15 protein-coding genes and 4 tRNA genes are annotated in these 20,012 nt (G+C 45.5%); 2 read left to right on the top strand and 17 right to left on the bottom strand.

Going from position 1 to position 20,012, the window contains the following annotated elements:
- Positions 1-14: 14 nt before the first annotated feature.
- Complete coding sequence (gene hemE, locus A6E01_RS12390) at positions 15-1,079, bottom strand: uroporphyrinogen decarboxylase (RefSeq protein ID WP_017026993.1); 1,065 nt, start codon at positions 1,077-1,079, stop codon at positions 15-17.
- A gap of 243 nt (positions 1,080-1,322) precedes the next feature.
- Entirely contained in the window at positions 1,323-2,114 is a 792-nt protein-coding gene (gene nudC / locus A6E01_RS12395; protein WP_065210303.1) for an NAD(+) diphosphatase, read from the bottom strand.
- 172 nt (positions 2,115-2,286) lie between these two features.
- Between nudC and A6E01_RS12400 the strand changes: the two genes are divergently transcribed.
- Positions 2,287-2,781, top strand: a complete 495-nt coding sequence (locus tag A6E01_RS12400; protein WP_065210304.1) for an Rsd/AlgQ family anti-sigma factor — start codon at positions 2,287-2,289, stop codon at positions 2,779-2,781.
- Positions 2,782-2,942: 161 nt separating this feature from the next.
- Here A6E01_RS12400 and rpoC read toward each other — a convergent pair whose 3' ends face one another.
- The 13 genes from rpoC to A6E01_RS12465 form a co-directional block, all read right to left on the bottom strand.
- Positions 2,943-7,151 (bottom strand): DNA-directed RNA polymerase subunit beta', encoded by a 4,209-nt coding sequence (rpoC, locus tag A6E01_RS12405; protein ID WP_065210305.1) that lies wholly within the window; start codon positions 7,149-7,151, stop codon positions 2,943-2,945.
- Positions 7,152-7,237: 86 nt separating this feature from the next.
- Positions 7,238-11,266, bottom strand: a complete 4,029-nt coding sequence (gene rpoB, locus A6E01_RS12410) for a DNA-directed RNA polymerase subunit beta (RefSeq protein WP_065210306.1) — start codon at positions 11,264-11,266, stop codon at positions 7,238-7,240.
- A gap of 230 nt (positions 11,267-11,496) precedes the next feature.
- A complete protein-coding gene (gene rplL, locus A6E01_RS12415) occupies positions 11,497-11,865 on the bottom strand; it encodes a 50S ribosomal protein L7/L12 (protein ID WP_017032430.1) in 369 nt (122 codons plus the stop codon).
- Positions 11,866-11,922: 57 nt separating this feature from the next.
- The gene (rplJ, locus tag A6E01_RS12420) at positions 11,923-12,417 is read right to left on the bottom strand and encodes a 50S ribosomal protein L10 (RefSeq protein WP_017032431.1); all 495 of its coding nucleotides are present in this window, start codon (positions 12,415-12,417) and stop codon (positions 11,923-11,925) included.
- Positions 12,418-12,692: 275 nt separating this feature from the next.
- Positions 12,693-13,394 carry a 50S ribosomal protein L1 gene (gene rplA, locus A6E01_RS12425; protein ID WP_017026986.1) on the bottom strand — a complete coding sequence of 234 codons (702 nt, stop codon included), beginning with the start codon at positions 13,392-13,394 and terminating at the stop codon, positions 12,693-12,695.
- A gap of 4 nt (positions 13,395-13,398) precedes the next feature.
- Complete coding sequence (gene rplK, locus A6E01_RS12430) at positions 13,399-13,827, bottom strand: 50S ribosomal protein L11 (RefSeq protein WP_017026985.1); 429 nt, start codon at positions 13,825-13,827, stop codon at positions 13,399-13,401.
- Between the two features lie 142 nt (positions 13,828-13,969).
- On the bottom strand, positions 13,970-14,518 hold the full coding sequence (gene nusG, locus A6E01_RS12435; RefSeq protein ID WP_017026984.1) for a transcription termination/antitermination protein NusG: 549 nt from the start codon (positions 14,516-14,518) through the stop codon (positions 13,970-13,972).
- A gap of 12 nt (positions 14,519-14,530) precedes the next feature.
- Positions 14,531-14,908 (bottom strand): preprotein translocase subunit SecE, encoded by a 378-nt coding sequence (gene secE / locus A6E01_RS12440; RefSeq protein ID WP_017026983.1) that lies wholly within the window; start codon positions 14,906-14,908, stop codon positions 14,531-14,533.
- Between the two features lie 257 nt (positions 14,909-15,165).
- Positions 15,166-16,350: an elongation factor Tu gene (gene tuf / locus A6E01_RS12445; RefSeq protein ID WP_065210307.1), complete on the bottom strand. Its 1,185-nt coding sequence runs from the start codon at positions 16,348-16,350 to the stop codon at positions 15,166-15,168.
- 104 nt (positions 16,351-16,454) lie between these two features.
- A tRNA-Thr gene (locus A6E01_RS12450) sits at positions 16,455-16,530 on the bottom strand.
- Between the two features lie 11 nt (positions 16,531-16,541).
- A tRNA-Gly gene (locus A6E01_RS12455) sits at positions 16,542-16,616 on the bottom strand.
- 35 nt (positions 16,617-16,651) lie between these two features.
- Positions 16,652-16,736, bottom strand: a tRNA-Tyr gene (locus A6E01_RS12460).
- Between the two features lie 23 nt (positions 16,737-16,759).
- A tRNA-Thr gene (locus tag A6E01_RS12465) sits at positions 16,760-16,835 on the bottom strand.
- Between the two features lie 204 nt (positions 16,836-17,039).
- Between A6E01_RS12465 and coaA the strand changes: the two genes are divergently transcribed.
- Entirely contained in the window at positions 17,040-17,963 is a 924-nt protein-coding gene (gene coaA / locus A6E01_RS12470; protein WP_017032433.1) for a type I pantothenate kinase, read from the top strand.
- On the opposite strand, the gene birA is transcribed toward coaA, so the two are convergent.
- Both birA and murB read right to left on the bottom strand, forming a co-directional pair.
- Positions 17,952-18,911, bottom strand: a complete 960-nt coding sequence (gene birA / locus A6E01_RS12475) for a bifunctional biotin--[acetyl-CoA-carboxylase] ligase/biotin operon repressor BirA (protein WP_017032434.1) — start codon at positions 18,909-18,911, stop codon at positions 17,952-17,954. The genes coaA and birA overlap by 12 nt on opposite strands.
- The gene (gene murB, locus A6E01_RS12480; RefSeq protein ID WP_065210308.1) at positions 18,898-19,959 is read right to left on the bottom strand and encodes a UDP-N-acetylmuramate dehydrogenase; all 1,062 of its coding nucleotides are present in this window, start codon (positions 19,957-19,959) and stop codon (positions 18,898-18,900) included. The genes birA and murB overlap by 14 nt, the downstream gene beginning before the upstream one ends.
- Positions 19,960-20,012 lie beyond the last annotated feature (53 nt).

Raw genomic sequence — 20,012 nt, forward strand, 5'->3', positions numbered from 1 at the left:
GAGGGGCTTTTTCGTTATTTGTGGTATGGCTTGGATAGCTCATGGACCGCTTCAACAAACACACCTGCGTTTTCAGGTGGTACGTCTAAGTGGATACCATGACCCAAGTTAAACACATGACCGGTGCCCTCACCAAAGCCTTCAAGAATTGTCCCAACTTCTTGACGAATACGCTCAGGTTGCGCATAAAGCATTGAAGGATCCATGTTGCCTTGCAGAGCAACCTTGTCACCAATACGTTTCTTTGCATCCGCAATATTGATAGTCCAATCAAGACCTACTGCATCACAGCCCGTTGCTGCGATAGATTCTAGCCACATGCCACCATTCTTGGTGAACAAGGTCACAGGTACACGGCGGCCTTCATTTTCACGAATCAGCCCATCCACAATTTTGTGCATGTAACGCAGTGAGAACTCGTTGTAGTCGCGAGGGGTCAATACACCACCCCAAGTATCAAAGACCATCACAGACTGCGCTCCAGCCTTGATTTGAGCGTTCAAATACTCAATCACGCTGTCAGCTAACTTATCCAGTAGTAGATGCAATGTCGCAGGCTCTGCGTACATCATCTTCTTGATCTTGGTGAATGCTTTAGAGCTTCCACCTTCGACCATGTAAGTAGCGAGTGTCCAAGGGCTTCCTGAGAAACCAATTAGCGGCACTTCGCCTTGTAGATCTTTACGAATCTGACGAACTGCATTCATGACGTATTGCAGTTCACCTTCAGGATCAGGCAGACCAATCTTCTCTACATCCGCTTTACAGGTAATCGGACGCTCAAACTTAGGTCCCTCACCTGTTTCAAAGTACAGACCCAGTCCCATCGCATCAGGGATGGTCAGGATGTCAGAGAATAGAATTGCCGCATCCAAAGGAAAACGACGCAACGGTTGTAAAGTCACTTCAGAAGCGAGTTCGGCATTTTTGCACAGGGACATGAAGTCGCCGGCAACAGACCTTGTTGCACGATATTCTGGCAGGTAGCGACCTGCTTGACGCATCATCCATACAGGCGTGTAATCAACGGGTTGCTTCAATAAAGCACGCAGGTAACGATCATTTTTTAATTCAGTCATTTTCTAGGTCTTAGTCCCTTACTACGAAAGCGCTATCTTAACACTTTTTACTTATTGGCAATATTTGAGGATTGAGCGGTTGATCATGTTATGCACACTTAAACAATGGAAATCCTTTGCTCAGTTTGTAATCACATGTTAATAATTTGTTCTCTAGCGAAAAATACAATAATCTAGAATAAGAGCAACGCTTGCTCATAACAGTTTACCGTTACCCTCCACTTGTGGAGGGTATTTTTTTGCCTATTGCTGTGAGGCGATAGAATCAACGGTAGATTGAATCAAGGCCCTGGCGATGGTTCCTTCTGGAGCCACCTCTGGCAATGCATCGATGTTAAACCATTTTGCATCACTTAACTCGGTGTAATCTGGCTTAATATCGCCATCTTTATAATCGGCTAAAAAGCCCATCATCATACTGCTTGGAAACGCCCAAGGCTGACTTCCAAAGTAGCGAATGTTTTGTACATCGATACCCGTTTCTTCTTTTACTTCTCGCGCGACACACTGCTCTAACGTTTCGCCAACTTCAAGGAATCCAGCAATAACGGTGTACATGTTCCCTTTGTGTCTAGGGTGCTGTGCGAGAAGTATTTGTGACTCTTTGCGTACAGCGACAATAATGCACGGGAAAATACGAGGGTAATGCAACGTTCGGCATTGCTGACACTGCATTGCCAGTTGGTTGTGATTGAGACTGTTTCTTCCACCACACTGGCCGCAGAAGCGCATGGTTTGCGTCATATGGCCATATTGCACCGCTTTACTTACCAGTAAGAATAAATCGTCTTCTAGGTGCAGCAATTCACGCAAAGAGACCATAGGCAGCGAGGCTTCAACATCGGCATCATTCAGCCAATACACTGGATGCTCTTCATAGTGACCAATTTCAATTGCACTCTCAGCTGGCAATGAAAATCCTTGGCCTACATCATTAGCACTGCCAAAAGGCAGTTGGTCATCTTTCAACCATACATCGCTACCATTGACCACTAACCAATAGCCAATCGCTTGATGTTTACTTTTTTTTAACATCCCGTTATCTCTTTGCTTGCAGTTCTACCATTTTACTGGCAATCTAAATCTATACCAGTCGTATAGAAGAATTGATTCAAAGCTATTGGTATAACACACAATTTTGCTATTAATATGGAACCCTCTCGGTGTGTTCGAGAGCTTTACCTGACCGGTAAAGGATCATGAGGACATGGTCATGCTAAAGAAATTCAAACAAGTACAACAAGAATGGGGTGGCTCTAGTGAAGTCATTGACCATTGGCTAGAGACGCGCCAAGCATTGCTTGTCGAGTATATAAAACTAGCGGCTTTGCAGCCTTCTTCATCTCCATCCAACGTCATCACGCTACCCACTAAAGATGAGCTACAAAATTTCTCTCAGCATCTTGTAGATTATATTTCTGAAGGTCACTTTAAGATCTATGACATGGTAATGGATAAGTGGAACTCCACGGGTTTTCAAACCACAGAAGAGATTAGCCAAACTTACGCGAAGATTGTGCTCACCACTGAACCGCTCCTTAGCTTTACAGATAAATATGCAGAAATCGGCGAAGATGAGGAGCTCGAATCATTTGAAAGCGACATGTCTAAAGTCGGAGAAGTTCTAGAGCTTCGCTTTGAGGTAGAAGATAAACTTATTCAATTGATCGCCGATAGCCTAGCAATGCCTCCTGGCGCTTAGCTAACTGCGCTCTACATATTACCTAGGGAGCCTCGACAGCTTTCTAGGTTTTTTCGATTAAAATATTCTCACTAGCATTAAGCGCTCTGAAAATTTCGTAATCAGCAGACATTAAAAAAGGCACCCTAGGGTGCCTTTTTGCTATCAGCTAAACAGCTCGATTACTCGTCAGAGAAACCTGCGTTTAGAAGTGCAGCCAAGTTATCCGTTGCTTGTTCAGCAGATGGACCTGGTTGCTCTTCACGGCTAGCTTGACGGTTCTGGTGGTAAGCGAAACCTGTACCCGCTGGGATCAGACGACCCACGATTACGTTTTCTTTCAGACCACGAAGCTCATCACGCTTACCAGAAACAGCAGCTTCTGTTAGTACGCGAGTTGTCTCCTGGAACGATGCCGCAGAGATGAACGACTCAGTTGCTAGAGATGCTTTAGTGATACCTAGTAGCTCGCGCTCAAAGCCTGCTGGCTCTTTACCTTCTGCTTCTAGTGCACGGTTAGCAATCTTAACTTGTGAGTATTCCACTTGCTCGCCAGGTAGGAACTCAGAGTCACCAGCGTGTGTAATAGTACACTTACGTAGCATTTGACGAACGATAGTCTCAATGTGCTTATCGTTAATCTTAACGCCCTGTAGTCGGTAAACTTCTTGTACTTCGTTAGCGATGTACTGAGTCATAGCATGGATACCACGTAGACGTAGGATATCATGCGGAGTCTCAGGGCCGTCGGCGATTACATCACCGCGCTCAACCTTCTCACCTTCGAACACGTTCAGCTGGCGATGCTTAGGAATCATCTCTTCGTAAGCGTCTCCGCCTTCACGAGTGATTACTAGACGACGCTTACCTTTCGTTTCTTTACCAAACGACACAGTACCTGTGTGCTCAGCAAGAATCGCAGGCTCTTTAGGCTTACGAGCTTCAAACAAGTCAGCAACGCGTGGTAGACCACCGGTGATATCTTTGTTTCCGCCAGATTTCTGAGGGATACGTGCAAGAGTGTCACCAACGCCTACTTCAGCGCCATCTTCGATGTTTACAATCGCTTTACCAGGTAGGAAGTACTGAGCTGGCATATCAGTGCCAGGGATCATTACATCGTTACCTTTCGCATCAACAAGTTTGATAGCTGGACGCATGTCTTTACCAGCAGCAGGACGTGCTGCAGGGTCAGTTACTTCGCTTGAAGATAGACCTGTAAGGTCATCTGTTTGACGAGAAACTGTTACGCCATCAATCATGTCAACGTACTGGATGCTACCTGCCACTTCAGTGATGATTGGCAGTGTGTGAGCTTCCCAGTTTGCGATTACATAACCAGAATCTAGCTTCGCTGATTCAAGATCGCTTTCTTTAATGTTAAGAATCGTACCGTATGGAAGTTTGTGCTTCTCTTTCGTACGACCTAACTCATCAACGATGGTTAGTTCAGACGCACGAGAAGTAATCACTAGCTTACCTTCTTTGTTCACAACGTACTTAGCGTTGTGAAGGAAAGGTGTACCGTCATTCTTAGTCTGGATGCTGTTTTCAGCAGCCGCTGTCGATGCCGCACCACCGATGTGGAACGTACGCATGGTAAGCTGTGTACCAGGTTCACCGATAGACTGAGCAGCGATAACACCTACTGCTTCACCTTGGTTCACTAGGTGGCCACGTGCTAGGTCACGACCGTAACACAGTGCACAACAACCGAAGTCTGCATCACAGGTAACTACTGAGCGCACTTTCATGCTGTCTACAGAGTTTTCTTCCATGATCTGACACCACTTCTCATCAATTAGAGTATTACGTGGGATCAGTACTTCTTCGGTACCAGGCTTAATAACATCTTCAGCTACAACACGACCTAGAGCTAGCTCAGAAAGCGCAACTTTAACGTCACCACCTTCGATATGAGGCATCATTTCAACGCCTTCATGAGTGCCACAGTCATGTTCGTGAACTACAACGTCCTGTGCAACGTCTACTAGACGACGCGTTAGGTAACCGGAGTTCGCTGTTTTCAGTGCTGTATCCGCAAGACCCTTACGAGCACCGTGCGTTGAGATAAAGTACTGAAGTACGTTTAGACCTTCTTTAAAGTTTGCTGTGATTGGCGTCTCGATGATTGAACCATCTGGACGAGCCATCAGACCACGCATACCAGCAAGCTGACGAATCTGCGCAGCAGAACCACGAGCACCGGAGTCGGCCATCATGTAGATGCTGTTGAACGACTCTTGTTGTTCTTCTTCACCGTCACGGTTGATCACAGTTTCAGAAGATAGGTTATCCATCATCGCTTTCGCAACGCGGTCGTTCGTAGACGCCCAAATATCGATAACTTTGTTGTAACGCTCACCCGCAGTTACCAGACCTGATTGGTACTGGTCTTGGATTTCACGTACTTCTTCTTCAGCTGATTCAATCTCATCGTACTTAGCTTGAGGAACAACCATATCGTCGATACCAACAGATACACCAGATAGTGCCGCGTAAGCAAAACCTGTGTACATGATTTGGTCAGCGAAGATAACAGTGTCTTTAAGACCAAGCTTACGGTAAGCCTCATCTAGAAGCTTAGAAATCTGCTTCTTGCCTAGCTTTTGGTTTACTAGATCAAACGGTAGACCCGTTGGAACGATCTGCCAAAGCATTGCACGACCGACAGTAGTATCTACCATCTTAGTTTCTGTCGTGCTATTACCGTCTTCATCTTTGATGGTTTCAGTAATACGAACTTTTACACGTGCGTGAAGTTCAGCGCTCTTAGTGCGGTATGCCTTCTCAGCCTCTTCTGGGCCAGCAAGGTACATGCCTTCACCTTTCACGTTGATCTTGTCACGAGTCATGTAGTAAAGACCCAATACAACGTCCTGAGAAGGTACGATGATAGGATCACCTGACGCTGGCGACAGAATGTTGTTTGTCGACATCATCAGCGTACGTGCTTCAAGCTGAGCTTCCAGAGTTAGAGGTACGTGTACCGCCATCTGGTCACCATCGAAGTCGGCGTTGTACGCAGCACACACAAGTGGGTGTAGCTGGATCGCTTTACCTTCGATTAGTACTGGTTCGAACGCTTGGATACCTAGACGGTGAAGTGTAGGTGCACGGTTCAATAGTACCGGGTGTTCGCGAATAACTTCGTCTAGGATATCCCAAACGACTGCTTCTTCACGCTCTACCATCTTCTTAGCTGCTTTGATCGTTGTCGCTAGACCACGAAGCTCAAGCTTGCTGTAGATGAATGGCTTAAATAGCTCAAGTGCCATCTTCTTAGGAAGACCACACTGGTGCAGACGAAGGTATGGACCTACTGTGATTACAGAACGGCCAGAGTAGTCTACACGCTTACCAAGAAGGTTCTGACGGAAACGACCTTGTTTACCCTTGATCATATCAGCAAGAGATTTCAGAGGACGCTTGTTAGAACCTGTGATAGCACGACCGCGACGACCGTTATCTAGAAGCGCATCAACAGACTCTTGCAGCATACGTTTTTCGTTACGTACGATGATGTCCGGAGCAGATAGCTCTAGTAGACGCTTCAAACGGTTGTTACGGTTGATAACACGACGGTATAGGTCGTTCAGATCTGAAGTCGCAAAGCGACCGCCATCTAGTGGTACTAGAGGACGTAGATCTGGCGGAAGTACTGGAAGTACAGTCAGAATCATCCACTCAGGGTTGTTACCTGATGCTACGAATGCTTCAACCAACTTCAAGCGCTTAGTAACTTTCTTACGCTTAGTTTCAGAGTTAGTCGTTTCTAACTCTTCGCGCATTAGTTCAGCTTCTTGCACGAGATCCATGGTAGAAAGCAGATCTTTGATCGCTTCTGCACCCATCTTCGCAGTGAACTCGTCACCCCACTCTTCTAGTTTGTCCAGATACTCTTCTTCAGTAAGCATCTGACCTTTTTCTAGATCAGTCATACCCGCTTCTGTTACTACGTACATTTCGAAGTAAAGAACGCGTTCGATATCACGCAGTGGGATATCCATTAGTAGACCGATACGAGACGGTAGTGATTTTAGGAACCAAATGTGCGCTACAGGCGACGCTAGCTCGATGTGGCCCATGCGGTCACGACGAACTTTAGTTTGTGTAACTTCTACGCCACACTTCTCACAGATAACTCCGCGGTGCTTCAGACGCTTGTATTTGCCACATAGACATTCGTAATCTTTAACTGGGCCAAAGATACGTGCACAGAACAGACCATCGCGCTCAGGTTTGAACGTACGATAGTTGATTGTCTCAGGCTTTTTAACTTCACCAAAAGACCATGAACGAATCATGTCTGGTGAAGATAGACCGATTTTGATTGCATCAAATTCTTCAGTCTTATGCTGTGCTTTTAGAAAGTTTAATAAGTCTTTCACGATCAGCTCCTGTAAGGAGTTAAAAGGGGCTCACCTACCGGTGAGCACCTTCTTACCAATAACCACTTTTCTTTAAAAGAAAGGGATTACTCTTCGTCTTCTAGCTCGATGTTAATACCTAGCGAGCGAATCTCTTTCAACAATACGTTGAACGATTCAGGCATGCCTGGTTCCATCGCGTGGTTGCCATCTACGATGTTCTTATACATCTTAGTACGGCCATTCACGTCATCCGACTTAACGGTTAGCATTTCTTGAAGGGTGTAAGCAGCACCGTATGCTTCTAGTGCCCATACTTCCATCTCACCGAAACGCTGACCACCGAACTGAGCTTTACCACCAAGTGGCTGCTGAGTTACTAGGCTGTACGAACCAGTCGAACGTGCGTGCATCTTGTCATCAACAAGGTGGTTCAGTTTCAGCATGTACATGTAACCTACAGTTACAGGACGCTCAAACGAATCACCAGTACGACCATCAAACAGAGTTAGCTGACCAGATTCTGGTAGGTCACCCAGTTTAAGTAGATCTTTGATGTTTCTCTCAGATGCACCGTCAAATACTGGAGTCGCGATTGGTAGACCGCCACGTAGGTTCTTGATAAGCGTACGAACTTGATCGTCCGACAGCTCAGCAATATCTACTTCTTGACGAGAGTCACCTAGATCATAAACCTTCTGTAAGAACTCACGGAACTTAGCAAGCTCCTGCTGTTCTTTAACCATCTGGTTGATCTTGTCACCAATACCTTTAGCAGCTAGACCCAAGTGTACTTCTAGGATCTGACCGATGTTCATACGCGAAGGTACACCCAGTGGGTTAAGAACGATATCGACCGGTTGACCTTTCTCATCGTAAGGCATGTCTTCAACAGGGTTAATCTTAGAGATAACACCCTTGTTACCGTGACGACCCGCCATTTTATCACCAGGCTGGATGCGACGTTTAACCGCTAGGTAAACCTTAACAATCTTAAGAACGCCAGGTGCTAGGTCATCGCCTTGAGTGATCTTACGACGCTTAGTTTCGAACTTCTTATCGAAGTCAGCTTTAAGCTCGTCGTTCTGCTCTGCAAGTTGCTCAAGTTGAGATTGCAGTGCGTCATCTTCAAGAGTCTGCTCTAACCACTGTTTGCGGTTAATGCTGTCAAGTTTCGCTTCCGAGTAACCACCAGCGATCAATACAGCGCGAACACGGTTAAGAAGGCCACCCTCAAGAATCTGGAATTCTTCAGTTAGATCTTTCTTCGCTTCTTTCAGCTGCATTTGCTCAATTTCTAGAGCACGCTTGTCTTTCTCTACGCCATCGCGAGTGAAGACTTGAACGTCAATGATGGTACCTGAAACAGAGTTAGGTACACGCAGTGAAGTATCTTTAACGTCAGATGCTTTTTCACCGAAGATTGCACGTAGTAGTTTCTCTTCAGGAGTTAGCTGAGTTTCGCCTTTCGGAGTTACCTTACCAACTAGGATGTCGCCACCCTTAACTTCAGCACCAATGTAAACGATACCTGACTCATCTAGTTTAGATAGAGCAGCTTCACCTACGTTTGGAATATCAGCAGTGATCTCTTCAGAACCCAGCTTAGTATCACGAGCCACACAAGATAGTTCTTGGATGTGGATAGTAGTAAAGCGATCTTCTTGTACTACACGCTCAGAAACTAGGATTGAATCCTCAAAGTTGTAACCGTTCCAAGGCATAAATGCGATACGCATGTTCTGACCAAGAGCCAGTTCACCAAGGTCGGTAGAAGGACCATCTGCTAGAACGTCACCTTTTGCTACTGGTTCGCCAGGTAGCACGGTAGGACGTTGGTTAATACAAGTGTTCTGGTTAGAACGCGTGTATTTAGTTAGGTTGTAAATGTCGATACCGGCTTCGCCTGGTACCAATTCATTTTCGTTAACCTTAACTACGATGCGAGATGCGTCTACAGACTGAACCGAACCGCCGCGCTTAGCTACCGCTGTAACACCAGAGTCAACCGCAATGTTGCGCTCAACACCAGTACCTACAAGTGGCTTATCAGCACGTAGAGTTGGAACTGCCTGACGTTGCATGTTTGCACCCATCAATGCACGGTTTGCATCATCGTGCTCTAGGAATGGGATCAAAGATGCAGCGATAGATACTACCTGGTTCGTAGCAACATCCATATAGCTCACGTTTTCACGTGGGTGCAGACCTGATTCACCCTTCAAGCGGGCTGTGATCAGTTCTTCTGTAAAGGTGTTGTCTTCAGACAGTACGGTGTTCGCCTGAGCGATAACGTATTGACCTTCTTCGATAGCAGATAGGTAATCAACTTCTTCGGTTACTACACCATCAACAACGCGACGGTATGGGGTTTCTAGGAAACCATACTCATTACAACGTGCGTAAGCAGATAGTGAGTTAATTAGACCGATGTTTGGACCTTCAGGAGTTTCGATCGGACATAGACGACCGTAGTGCGTAACGTGAACGTCACGAACCTCAAAGCCAGCACGCTCACGAGTTAGACCACCAGGACCTAACGCAGAGATACGACGCTTGTGAGTAACTTCTGAAAGCGGGTTGTTCTGATCCATAAACTGAGACAACTGAGAAGAGCCAAAGAACTCTTTCACTGCCGCAGAAATTGGCTTAGCGTTGATCAGATCTTGAGGCATGATTGCATCAAGGTCACCAAGGCTCAAACGCTCTTTAACAGCACGCTCAACACGAACTAGACCTACACGGAATTGGTTTTCAGCCATTTCGCCCACAGAGCGAATACGACGGTTACCAAGGTGATCGATATCATCCACTTCACCTTTACCATTACGGATAGAGATAAGCTTCTTCATCACTTCGATGATATCAGTTTCGTCTAGGATGCCTTGCTCACCAGCGTCTTCACGCATGATAGAGCTGTTGAACTTCATACGGCCTACAGTTGATAGGTCGTAGCGCTCTTCAGAGAAGAACAAGCTTTGGAACAGAGCTTCAGCAGCTTCTTTCGTTGGCGGCTCGCCAGGACGCATCATGCGGTAGATTTCTACCAATGCAGAGATACGGTCTGTAGTGCTGTCGTTGCGAACTGTGTCTGACATGAATGGACCATGATCTAGGTCATTCGTGAACAGAACTTCAAGCTTAGTGTGACCTGCTTGCGCAAGGTTCGCTAGGCTCTCTAGGCTGAACTCTTGGTTCGCGCCCACAACGATTTCGCCAGTGCTCTCGTCAATGTAATCTTTTGAAGCCACTTTGCCTACGATGTAGTCAACCGGTACTTCAATGAACTCAACGCCATCTTTTTCAAGAGAGCGGATATGACGAGCTGTAACACGACGGCCAGCTTCAACGTAAGTCTTGCCGTTTGCTTCAACATCAAATGAAGCAGTTTCGCCACGCAGACGCTCAGGAACCAACTCCATCATTAGAGTTTGGTTTTGAACTTCAAAGCGTACTTTTTCGAAGAACAGATCTAGGATCTCTTCTGTCGTTTTACCCAATGCACGTAGGATAATAGACGCTGGAAGCTTACGACGACGGTCGATACGAACGAACAAGCTATCCTTTGGATCGAACTCAAAGTCTAACCATGAGCCACGGTAAGGAATAACACGTGCGTTATATAAAACTTTACCAGAAGAGTGAGTCTTACCCTTATCGCTGTCGAAGAATACACCTGGGCTTCTGTGCAGCTGGGATACGATAACCCTCTCGGTACCATTGATCACGAAGGTACCATTGTCTGTCATGAGTGGAATTTCACCCATGTAGACTTCTTGTTCTTTAATATCTTTTACAGTACCAGCTGGTGCATCTCTGTCGAATACGACTAGACGCAGCTTAACGCGCAGCGGTTTTGAATAAGTGATACCTCGAATTTGACATTCTTTAACATCAAATACTGGTTCACCAAGACGGTAGCTAACGTATTGCAGCTCAGAATTGCCGTTGTAGCTCTGAATTGGAAAAACAGAACGAAAAGCAGCTTCTAGACCGTATTGTCCTTCAGGATCCTGCTCGATAAATTTATCGAAAGAATCAAGCTGGATCGATAGCAGGTACGGGACGTCCAAAACTTGTGGACGAGTACCAAAATCCTTACGGATGCGCTTTTTCTCGGTATAAGAGTAAACCATGGGGTTCCTCAGCTCGCTGATAAGTGACCCAACTGTCTAATATTCGCTCAAAAATAAAAGACAGAGACTAACAACTGTTTAATATACAAACACTTCGATAAATAATCGAAGTGTTATGCGCGGATACAGGTGGCTAAACAGAGAAAAACACCCGTGCCCTACAGCGCAAAAAGGCCGGTGGTTAATAAACCACCAGCCATTAGCCATTCGGCTAAGAAACTAAGTAATAATTACTTAACTTCAACAGAAGCACCAGCTTCTTCTAGAGTAGCTTTAAGAGCTTCTGCTTCTTCTTTAGAAACAGCTTCTTTAAGCGGTGCTGGAGCACCATCAACTAGAGCTTTAGCTTCTTTAAGGCCTAGACCTGTAGCGCCACGTACTGCTTTGATAACTTGTACTTTGTTACCGCCGATAGCAGTAAGAACTACGTCAAATTCAGTTTGCTCTTCAGCAGCGTCGCCGCCAGCTGCGCCGCCAGCAACTACTGCAGCTGCAGCAGATACGCCGAATTTTTCTTCCATAGCTTCGATAAGCTCAACAACTTGCATTACAGACATTTCTGCAACTGCGTCTAGGATTTGCTCGTTAGTAATAGACATAACAATTCTCTTTTAAGTCAACAATAAGTTTATTTTGCAACCAGTAAAAAGCAAGGCTTAAGCCGCTGCTTCTTCTTTTTGATCGCGTAGTGCAGCGATAGTACGTACCAGCTTGCCTGCAGAAGCTTCTTTCATGCACATCATTAGGCGTGCGATAGCTTCGTCGTAAGTTGGTAGTGTCGCTAATACATCTGCGTCAGTAACCGCGCCTTCAAATGCAGCAGCTTTGATCTCGAAATCTTTGTTCTCTTTAGCGAAGTCTTTGAAAAGACGCGCTGCAGCACCTGGGTGCTCGTTAGAGAATGCAACTAGAGTAGGACCAGTGAAAGTGTCAGTTAGACACTCGTACTCAGTACCTTCCATTGCACGGCGTGCTAGTGTGTTACGCACAACTCTCATGTAAACACCCGCTTCACGAGCTTGTTTACGTAGAGAAGTCATTGCGCCAACAGGAACGCCACGAGAATCAGCTACAACTGCAGAAAGTGCACCACTGGCAGCTTCGTTGACTTCAGCAACAATTGCTTTTTTGTCTTGAAGGTTTAAAGCCATTTTGGATTTACTCCTGGTTGTCGTTACACCACTCACCAAAATTGGTGAGAGTAAAAACAGTGCAGTCCCAGAAGAAAGGCAATCTTTTTCAAGCTTGGCTTTCTGTCAGTTCGGGCACCATCTACGTAGGTATACTATTAAGCTACATCGTTAAAAATAACTTGTAACACCTACGGTCTTGGACGGAGACTCACTCTTACATCGAGATGTTTGAGTCAGCCCCAACCACAAATATTAGGCGCGAGATTATACACTAATTTCGCGCCTACGCAAGATTATGCTTGCGTGTTCAGGCTAGCCTGATCAACAGCAACACCAGCACCCATAGTAGTAGAGATGCTAATCTTCTGCAGGAATGTACCTTTAGCAGAAGACGGCTTAGCTTTCTTAAGAGCAATTAGTAGTGCTTCTAAGTTCTCTTGAATCTGTGCAGTTTCAAAAGATGCTTTACCGATAGTAGTGTGAATGATGCCATTTTTGTCGTTACGGTAACGAACCTGACCAGCTTTAGCGTTCTTAACCGCTTGAGCAACGTTAGGAGTTACAGTACCAACTTTAGGGTTTGGCATAAGGCCACGAGGACCTAGGATAGTACCAAGTTGACCAACTACGCGCATTGCATCCGGAGAAGCAACAACTACGTCGAAGTCCATTACACCCTTCTTAACTTGCTCAGCTAGGTCTTCCATACCAACGATGTCAGCACCAGCTTCTTTCGCAGCTTCTGCGTTTGCACCTTGGGTGAACACAGCAACACGAATGTCACGACCAGTACCGTGAGGTAGTACAGTTGCACCACGTACGTTTTGGTCTGATTTACGAGCATCAATGCCAAGGTTAACAGCAACGTCAACACTTTCATTGAATTTAGCAGTCGCTAGTTCTTTAAGAAGAGCAACTGCTTCGTTGATTTCGTACTCTTTAGTAACATCAACTTTGTCGCGAATAACGCGCATACGCTTAGTAAGTTTTGCCATCTTATTAACCCTCTACCACTAGGCCCATTGAACGAGCAGTACCCGCGATAGTGCGTTTCATCGCTTCGATGTCAGCGCCAGTCATGTCTGCAGCTTTAGTTTCTGCGATCTCTTGAATTTGAGCGTCGGTAACAGTACCCACTTTCTCAGTATTCGGACGACCAGAACCAGACTTAATGCCAGCTGCTTTAAGCAGAAGAACTGCTGCAGGTGGAGTCTTAGTTTCGAACGTGAAAGAACGGTCGTTGTATACAGAGATAACAACTGGGATTGGTAGACCTTTTTCAACAGATTCTGTTTTTGCGTTGAACGCTTTACAGAATTCCATGATGTTCACGCCGTGTTGACCTAGTGCAGGACCAACCGGTGGCGACGGGTTTGCCATACCTGCTGCAACTTGCAGTTTGATATAAGCTTCAACTTTCTTAGCCATGATATTTCCTAATTTTGGGTAGTAACGCTGCCTTACGGCCAGCTCCCCGTTGTTTTAAAAACGCTTTACTTCACATAAGGAAGTAAAGAGGCGCGAATTATAGATACAATTCGCGCCTCAAACAAGCCCTAAAGCCTATTTTTTAGTCAACTTTTTCAACTTGACCAAATTCGAGTTCTACCGGTGTTGCACGACCGAAGATCGATACAGACACTTTAAGACGGCTCTTCTCATAATCCACTTCTTCAACTGTACCGTTGAAGTCAGCAAATGGACCATCGCATACACGAACAATCTCACCCGCTTCGTACATTGTACGAGGGCGAGGAGCTTCACTTGCTTTCTCAAGACGATTTAAGATAGCGTCAGCTTCTTTGTCCGTGATAGGTGCAGGTTTATCTGAAGTTCCACCAATAAAGCCCATAACGCGTGGAACGCTACGTACTAGGTGCCATGATTCATCGTTCATAATCATTTGAACAAGTACATAACCTGGGAAGAATTTACGTTCACTCTTACGACGCTGACCAGCGCGCATTTCGACAACTTCTTCAGTTGGAACCAATACTTCGCCAAACAGTTCTTCCATATCATGCATTCTGATATATTCACGAAGAGAGTTTGCTACGCGACCTTCAAAACCAGAAAAGGCTTGAACCACGTACCAACGTTTCTTTGGAGCTTCACTCATGAATTAAAACCCTCACACCCCAGTCGCTAGAGCAACAAGACGAACCATAATTCCGTCAATGCCCCAAAGCGCTAGAGCCATAACAATACTTACAGCCAATACGATCAATGTAGTTTGCAGAGTTTCTTGGCGCGTTGGCCAAACAACCTTGCGAATCTCCATACGAGATTCACGTGCAAATACGATCGCAGCTTTACCTTTAGTAGTCGTAGCGGCTACACCTAGAGCGATTGCAATTAATACAACCACACCAGCAGCGCGAGCTACTACTGACATTTCACCATACAGGTAATTTCCCACAACAGCAGCGGCTAGCAGAGCAAAAGCGACAATCCACTTGAAGATGTCTGCTGCACTTGAGCTATCAGGAGTTTCTGCATTTGCTTTCATAAAACTAACCTGTGACAAGTCTTACTATAGACGACAATAACCCCGCTGTTGCAGGGCCTATTCATTAGTGTTGAAAATCAACACCTTCTTTCCGAACTTTCTTTCTAATACAGGCTATAAAACCCACAATAGAAATGAAAATTCTCAAAATTCTTTGCTTGTTAGACGATAAAAAGACCATTTTATCTTCTAATCATAAACAGTAGCGCAGAAAAAGGGCATCAAATGATGCCCTTTTGTTTAGATTTCGTCAATTATTAATCGAAAATCTTAGCAACAACACCAGCACCAACGGTACGGCCACCTTCGCGAATTGCGAAACGTAGACCTTCATCCATTGCGATTGGAGCGATTAGCTCAACAGTCATTTGGATGTTGTCGCCTGGCATTACCATCTCTACGCCTTCAGGTAGAGTGATGTCGCCTGTTACGTCAGTTGTACGGAAGTAGAACTGTGGACGGTAACCTTTGAAGAAAGGAGTGTGACGGCCGCCTTCATCTTTAGAAAGAACGTACACTTCTGACTCAAACTTAGTGTGTGGGTTGATAGAACCTTTAGCAGCAAGTACTTGGCCACGTTCAACGTCATCACGCTTAGTACCACGTAGTAGTGCACCAACGTTCTCACCTGCACGACCTTCGTCAAGCAGCTTACGGAACATTTCAACACCAGTACAAGTAGTAAGAGTAGTCTCTTTGATACCAACGATTTCTACTTCGTCACCTACACGTAGGATACCGCGCTCGATACGACCAGTAACAACAGTACCACGACCTTGAATTGAGAATACATCTTCAATAGGAAGTAGGAACGGTTGGTCAACAGCACGCTCTGGAAGTGGAATGTAAGAATCTAGTGCTTCTGCAAGCTCAACGATCTTGTCTTCCCACTGCTTTTCGCCGTTTAGAGCGCCAAGTGCAGAACCTTGGATTACTGGTAGATCATCACCTGGGTAATCGTACTCAGAAAGAAGTTCACGAACTTCCATTTCTACTAGCTCAAGTAGTTCTTCATCATCAACCATGTCACATTTGTTCATGAATACGATGATGTAAGGGATACCAACCTGACGACCAAGTAGGATGTGCTCACGAGTTTGAGGCATAGGGCCATCAGTCGCAGCAACAACTAGGATACCGCCGTCCATTTGAGCAGCACCAGTGATCATGTTTTTAACATAATCGGCGTGTCCAGGACAATCTACGTGTGCGTAGTGACGTTCAGGAGTATCGTACTCAACGTGAGAAGTAGCGATTGTGATACCGCGCTCACGCTCTTCAGGAGCATTATCGATAGATGCGAAATCTTTAGCTTCACCACCGTATACTTTTGAAAGAGTAGTACAGATAGCTGCAGTTAGAGTTGTTTTACCGTGGTCAACGTGGCCGATAGTACCAACGTTTACGTGCGGTTTCGTACGTTCAAATTTTTCTTTAGACACGAGCGTGTTCCTCTAGGTACGGTTTATAAAGTGGCTTTGTAGACCACGCAACCAAATAAATTGGATGTAAAGTATATATCAAAAGGAAATATTTGCTTGAGAGCTGGTGCTGATAGGCGGATTTGAACCGCCGACCTCACCCTTACCAAGGGTGCGCTCTACCAACTGAGCTATATCAGCACACGATAGGTTGGAGCGGGCAGCGGGAATCGAACCCGCATCATCAGCTTGGAAGGCTGAGGTAATAGCCATTATACGATGCCCGCAACACGTAACTCTTCGAGCTATTTCCTTAAGAAACTGGTGGTGGGAGATGGATTCGAACCATCGAAGGCAGTGCCGTCAGATTTACAGTCTGATCCCTTTGGCCACTCGGGAACCCCACCAAATTGTGCTTTCATAAAGAAAGTGGTGCCGACTACCGGAATCGAACTGGTGACCTACTGATTACAAGTCAGTTGCTCTACCTACTGAGCTAAGTCGGCACATAAGTGGAGCGCATTCTATTGGATGATTTCGAACCTTGCAATAAGAAAATGCAAAAAATCATCAGTTTTTACGTTTACATTGAGCCACGGCTAATTTTTCAGCAGATTCAAGGAAAATCACCACAGCTTTGCCGTCGCACAATTGAAATATTTATCCCTTCATGTATGTTGAGGCGATGAAGAAAAGGAAGGCTCAAATCAATGAATCCACACATAAATTTCAACCGACACGAATGGGCAGAGCTAAGAGCATCTGTACCTATGGTGTTATCTGATTCGGACATTGTAGAGCTACGTGGTATCAATGAAAAATTGGATACTCGCGAAGTAGAAGAAATATACCTTCCCCTATCTCGACTTCTAAACCTGCATGCAGGCTCCCAGCAACGTCGTCAGCGTGTCTTAGACACTTTCTTGAATAAAGAGGACGGTCACAGCCCTTTCATTGTAGGAATCGCTGGTAGCGTCGCTGTAGGCAAGAGTACAACGGCTCGTGTAATGCAAGCTTTGCTCTCTCGCTGGGGAGATCACCCTAAGGTTGCTCTGATCACTACGGACGGCTTTCTCTACCCTAACGAAGTGTTAGAAGAAAGAGGGATCATGCACCGCAAGGGCTTCCCTGAGTCTTACGATATTCAAAAGCTCGTTGATTTCGTTTCGGATGTTAAGGCCGGCAAAGAAAAGGTAGAAGCTCCAATTTATTCTCACCTTACCTACAACATCACTGATGAGGTAGAAGTGGTTGATAGGCCGGATATTTTAATCTTAGAAGGGCTGAACGTACTTCAATCTGGAATGGACTATCCGGAGCAGCCGCATCGCGTATTCGTTTCTGACTTCCTTGATTTTTCCATTTATGTGGACGCCGATAGCACCTTGATTCAGCAGTGGTATGTAGAGCGTTTTTTAAAGTTTCGTTCTGGGGCATTCAAAAAGCCCAACTCATATTTTGGTCACTACACTAAATTGAGCGAAGAACAGGCCGTCGCTAAAGCCTGTTCCATATGGGCAGATATTAACGGCAAGAATCTAGTGTCCAATATACTGCCAACAAAAATTAGAGCGAACCTTATCCTAAGGAAAGGAATTGATCATAAAGTTGACCAAATCCTACTAAGAAGCTGATCTAACGGATATTTCTCCACCGATAAACGATTCAATCTGGTTACCAGTATCGAGTAGTAAGGCACCTTGTTGATCGATGCCTTTGCATATGCCGGTAACTTCTCGGTTACCCATAATCAGTTTAATCGGTTGCTCCAAAAAGTTATCGTACTGGTTCCATTGCTCTAGAAATGGCTTCAGCCCCTGATGCTCATAGATGTTGATCGCATCATGCAATTTCCTTGTCATCGCAATCACAATCTCATTTCGAGAGATGCCCTGATCGCCTGATATCTCTTTTAGGCTCGTCCAAGGCTGTCCAATTCCTTGTACATGCTCTGGCATTGATACATTGAGCCCAATACCTATCACTAAATTAGCAGCATCACCCGCCTGCCCTGACAACTCAACCAATATGCCGGCAAGCTTCTTATTGTCAAAATACACGTCGTTTGGCCATTTAAGCTTAAGACCTTGTATGCCTAACTCTTCAAGGGCATCGACAAGAGCGAGACCAATGACCAAGCTTATCCCCATAGCCGCAGGAAGACCCGCTTCAAGGCGCCAATACATCGAGTAGTAAATATTTGAACCAAACGGAGAGACCCACTCGCGTCCACGACGCCCCCGCCCTTGGGTTTGATATTCGGCGACGCAGACACTGCCAGATTGAAGCTCTTTTTGCCCCAACATATGTTGATTTGTCGAATCAATAACAGGAATGACTTCTATAGGTAGTCCTAGCTCTTTAACCAGCAACTGGTCATCTAATAGATCCAGAGGTTGCTCTAGCCTATATCCCTTTCCCTTGACACTATAGATATCAATACCAAGCTCTTGAATGGATTTAATGTGTCTCGCAATAGCCGCTCTAGAGACGCCAAAATGCTCGCCCAATTGCTCGCCTGAACAAAAATCGCCTTTGCTAAGCTCCTGAATTAATTTAAGTTTGAAGCTAAAGTCTTTCATTGTCTTTACCTTCAAAAATAGCGTCGAGGTTGGTTTCTTGAGTTCGCCCCATGAAACGGACTTCATGCTCCAAGGCAATTTGATACTTCTGCCATACTGTTTGCTTCACATGCCAAGCGACAGACAACACATCATCAGCCGTCGCGTCATTGAAATTAACGATGACCAAAGCCTGTTGATCGTGAACTCGAGCACCTCCATGGGAGTACCCCTTGAGGTTGGCGTTATCTATAAGCCAACCGGCGGCAACCTTAATGCCATCGCCCGCAGGGTAACCAACGATGCTTGGATAGTGCAGTTTTAGCTCATCAAATTGAGTACTAGAGATAACTGGATTTTTGAAGAAACTGCCTGCATTACCCATGACTCTTGGGTCTGGAAGTTTTGACTGGCGAACCTGACACACTGCATCAAAGATCTTTTGCGCGGTTGGTTCACCTTCAATTAACTGTTGCAGTGCGCCATAGGCAGTTCTAGGGCTCCAGTCTTTTGATAACTTAAAACCGACCTTAGTAATCAGTGCCTTACCAGATAACTCTTGTTTAAATATAGAGTCGCGATAGCCAAACTGGCATTGCTCCGAAGCCAGTCTTTTCACTGTGAATGACTGCAAGTCTAAATACTCTACAAAGTCACATACGTCTTTCAGTTCTAAGCCATAAGCTCCGATATTTTGGATAGGCGCCGTACCTGCACAGCCTGGAATCAAGGCCAGGTTTTCCAAGCCCGGCATTCCCTTTTCGACGGTCCATTGAACAAGCTCAGGCCAATCTTCTCCGGCCGCAACCTCAAGATAATAGAAGCTTTCATCTTCCGTAACGTGTTTACCCTTCAATCGATTCAGTACTGCTACTCCGGCAAAGTAATCAGTAAAGAGCATGTTACTCCCCGTGCCTAAAGGGAGCTTAGGCAGATCTTTCCAATCCGGATTACGATAGATCTCAATAAGATCGTTTACTGAACGTGCTTCTACAAGAAAGTCGCAGTCTGTTTGAATTGAAAATGTATGGTAGGGAGAGAGTTCCGCTTGAGGGGTAATATGCATCATAGAATTAATTGTTCCATTCCCTTGTCGGGATTCCAAAGGGTAGTATTTTCAAC

Origin of the sequence: Vibrio breoganii, from assembly GCF_001677275.1 — a bacterium.
GTDB classification, from domain to species: domain Bacteria; phylum Pseudomonadota; class Gammaproteobacteria; order Enterobacterales; family Vibrionaceae; genus Vibrio; species Vibrio breoganii.

What these genes read in the sequence shown, in the direction of transcription:
- hemE (WP_017026993.1), bottom strand. Translation starts at nt 1,079, where the DNA reads ATGACTGAATTAAAAAATGATCGTTACCTGCGTGCTTTATTGAAGCAA.
- nudC (WP_065210303.1), bottom strand. Translation starts at nt 2,114, where the DNA reads ATGTTAAAAAAAAGTAAACATCAAGCGATTGGCTATTGGTTAGTGGTC.
- A6E01_RS12400 (WP_065210304.1), top strand. Translation starts at nt 2,287, where the DNA reads ATGGTCATGCTAAAGAAATTCAAACAAGTACAACAAGAATGGGGTGGC.
- rpoB (WP_065210306.1), bottom strand. Translation starts at nt 11,266, where the DNA reads ATGGTTTACTCTTATACCGAGAAAAAGCGCATCCGTAAGGATTTTGGT.
- rplL (WP_017032430.1), bottom strand. Translation starts at nt 11,865, where the DNA reads ATGTCTATTACTAACGAGCAAATCCTAGACGCAGTTGCAGAAATGTCT.
- rplJ (WP_017032431.1), bottom strand. Translation starts at nt 12,417, where the DNA reads ATGGCTTTAAACCTTCAAGACAAAAAAGCAATTGTTGCTGAAGTCAAC.
- rplA (WP_017026986.1), bottom strand. Translation starts at nt 13,394, where the DNA reads ATGGCAAAACTTACTAAGCGTATGCGCGTTATTCGCGACAAAGTTGAT.
- rplK (WP_017026985.1), bottom strand. Translation starts at nt 13,827, where the DNA reads ATGGCTAAGAAAGTTGAAGCTTATATCAAACTGCAAGTTGCAGCAGGT.
- nusG (WP_017026984.1), bottom strand. Translation starts at nt 14,518, where the DNA reads ATGAGTGAAGCTCCAAAGAAACGTTGGTACGTGGTTCAAGCCTTTTCT.
- secE (WP_017026983.1), bottom strand. Translation starts at nt 14,908, where the DNA reads ATGAAAGCAAATGCAGAAACTCCTGATAGCTCAAGTGCAGCAGACATC.
- coaA (WP_017032433.1), top strand. Translation starts at nt 17,040, where the DNA reads ATGAATCCACACATAAATTTCAACCGACACGAATGGGCAGAGCTAAGA.
- birA (WP_017032434.1), bottom strand. Translation starts at nt 18,911, where the DNA reads ATGAAAGACTTTAGCTTCAAACTTAAATTAATTCAGGAGCTTAGCAAA.
- murB (WP_065210308.1), bottom strand. Translation starts at nt 19,959, where the DNA reads ATGATGCATATTACCCCTCAAGCGGAACTCTCTCCCTACCATACATTT.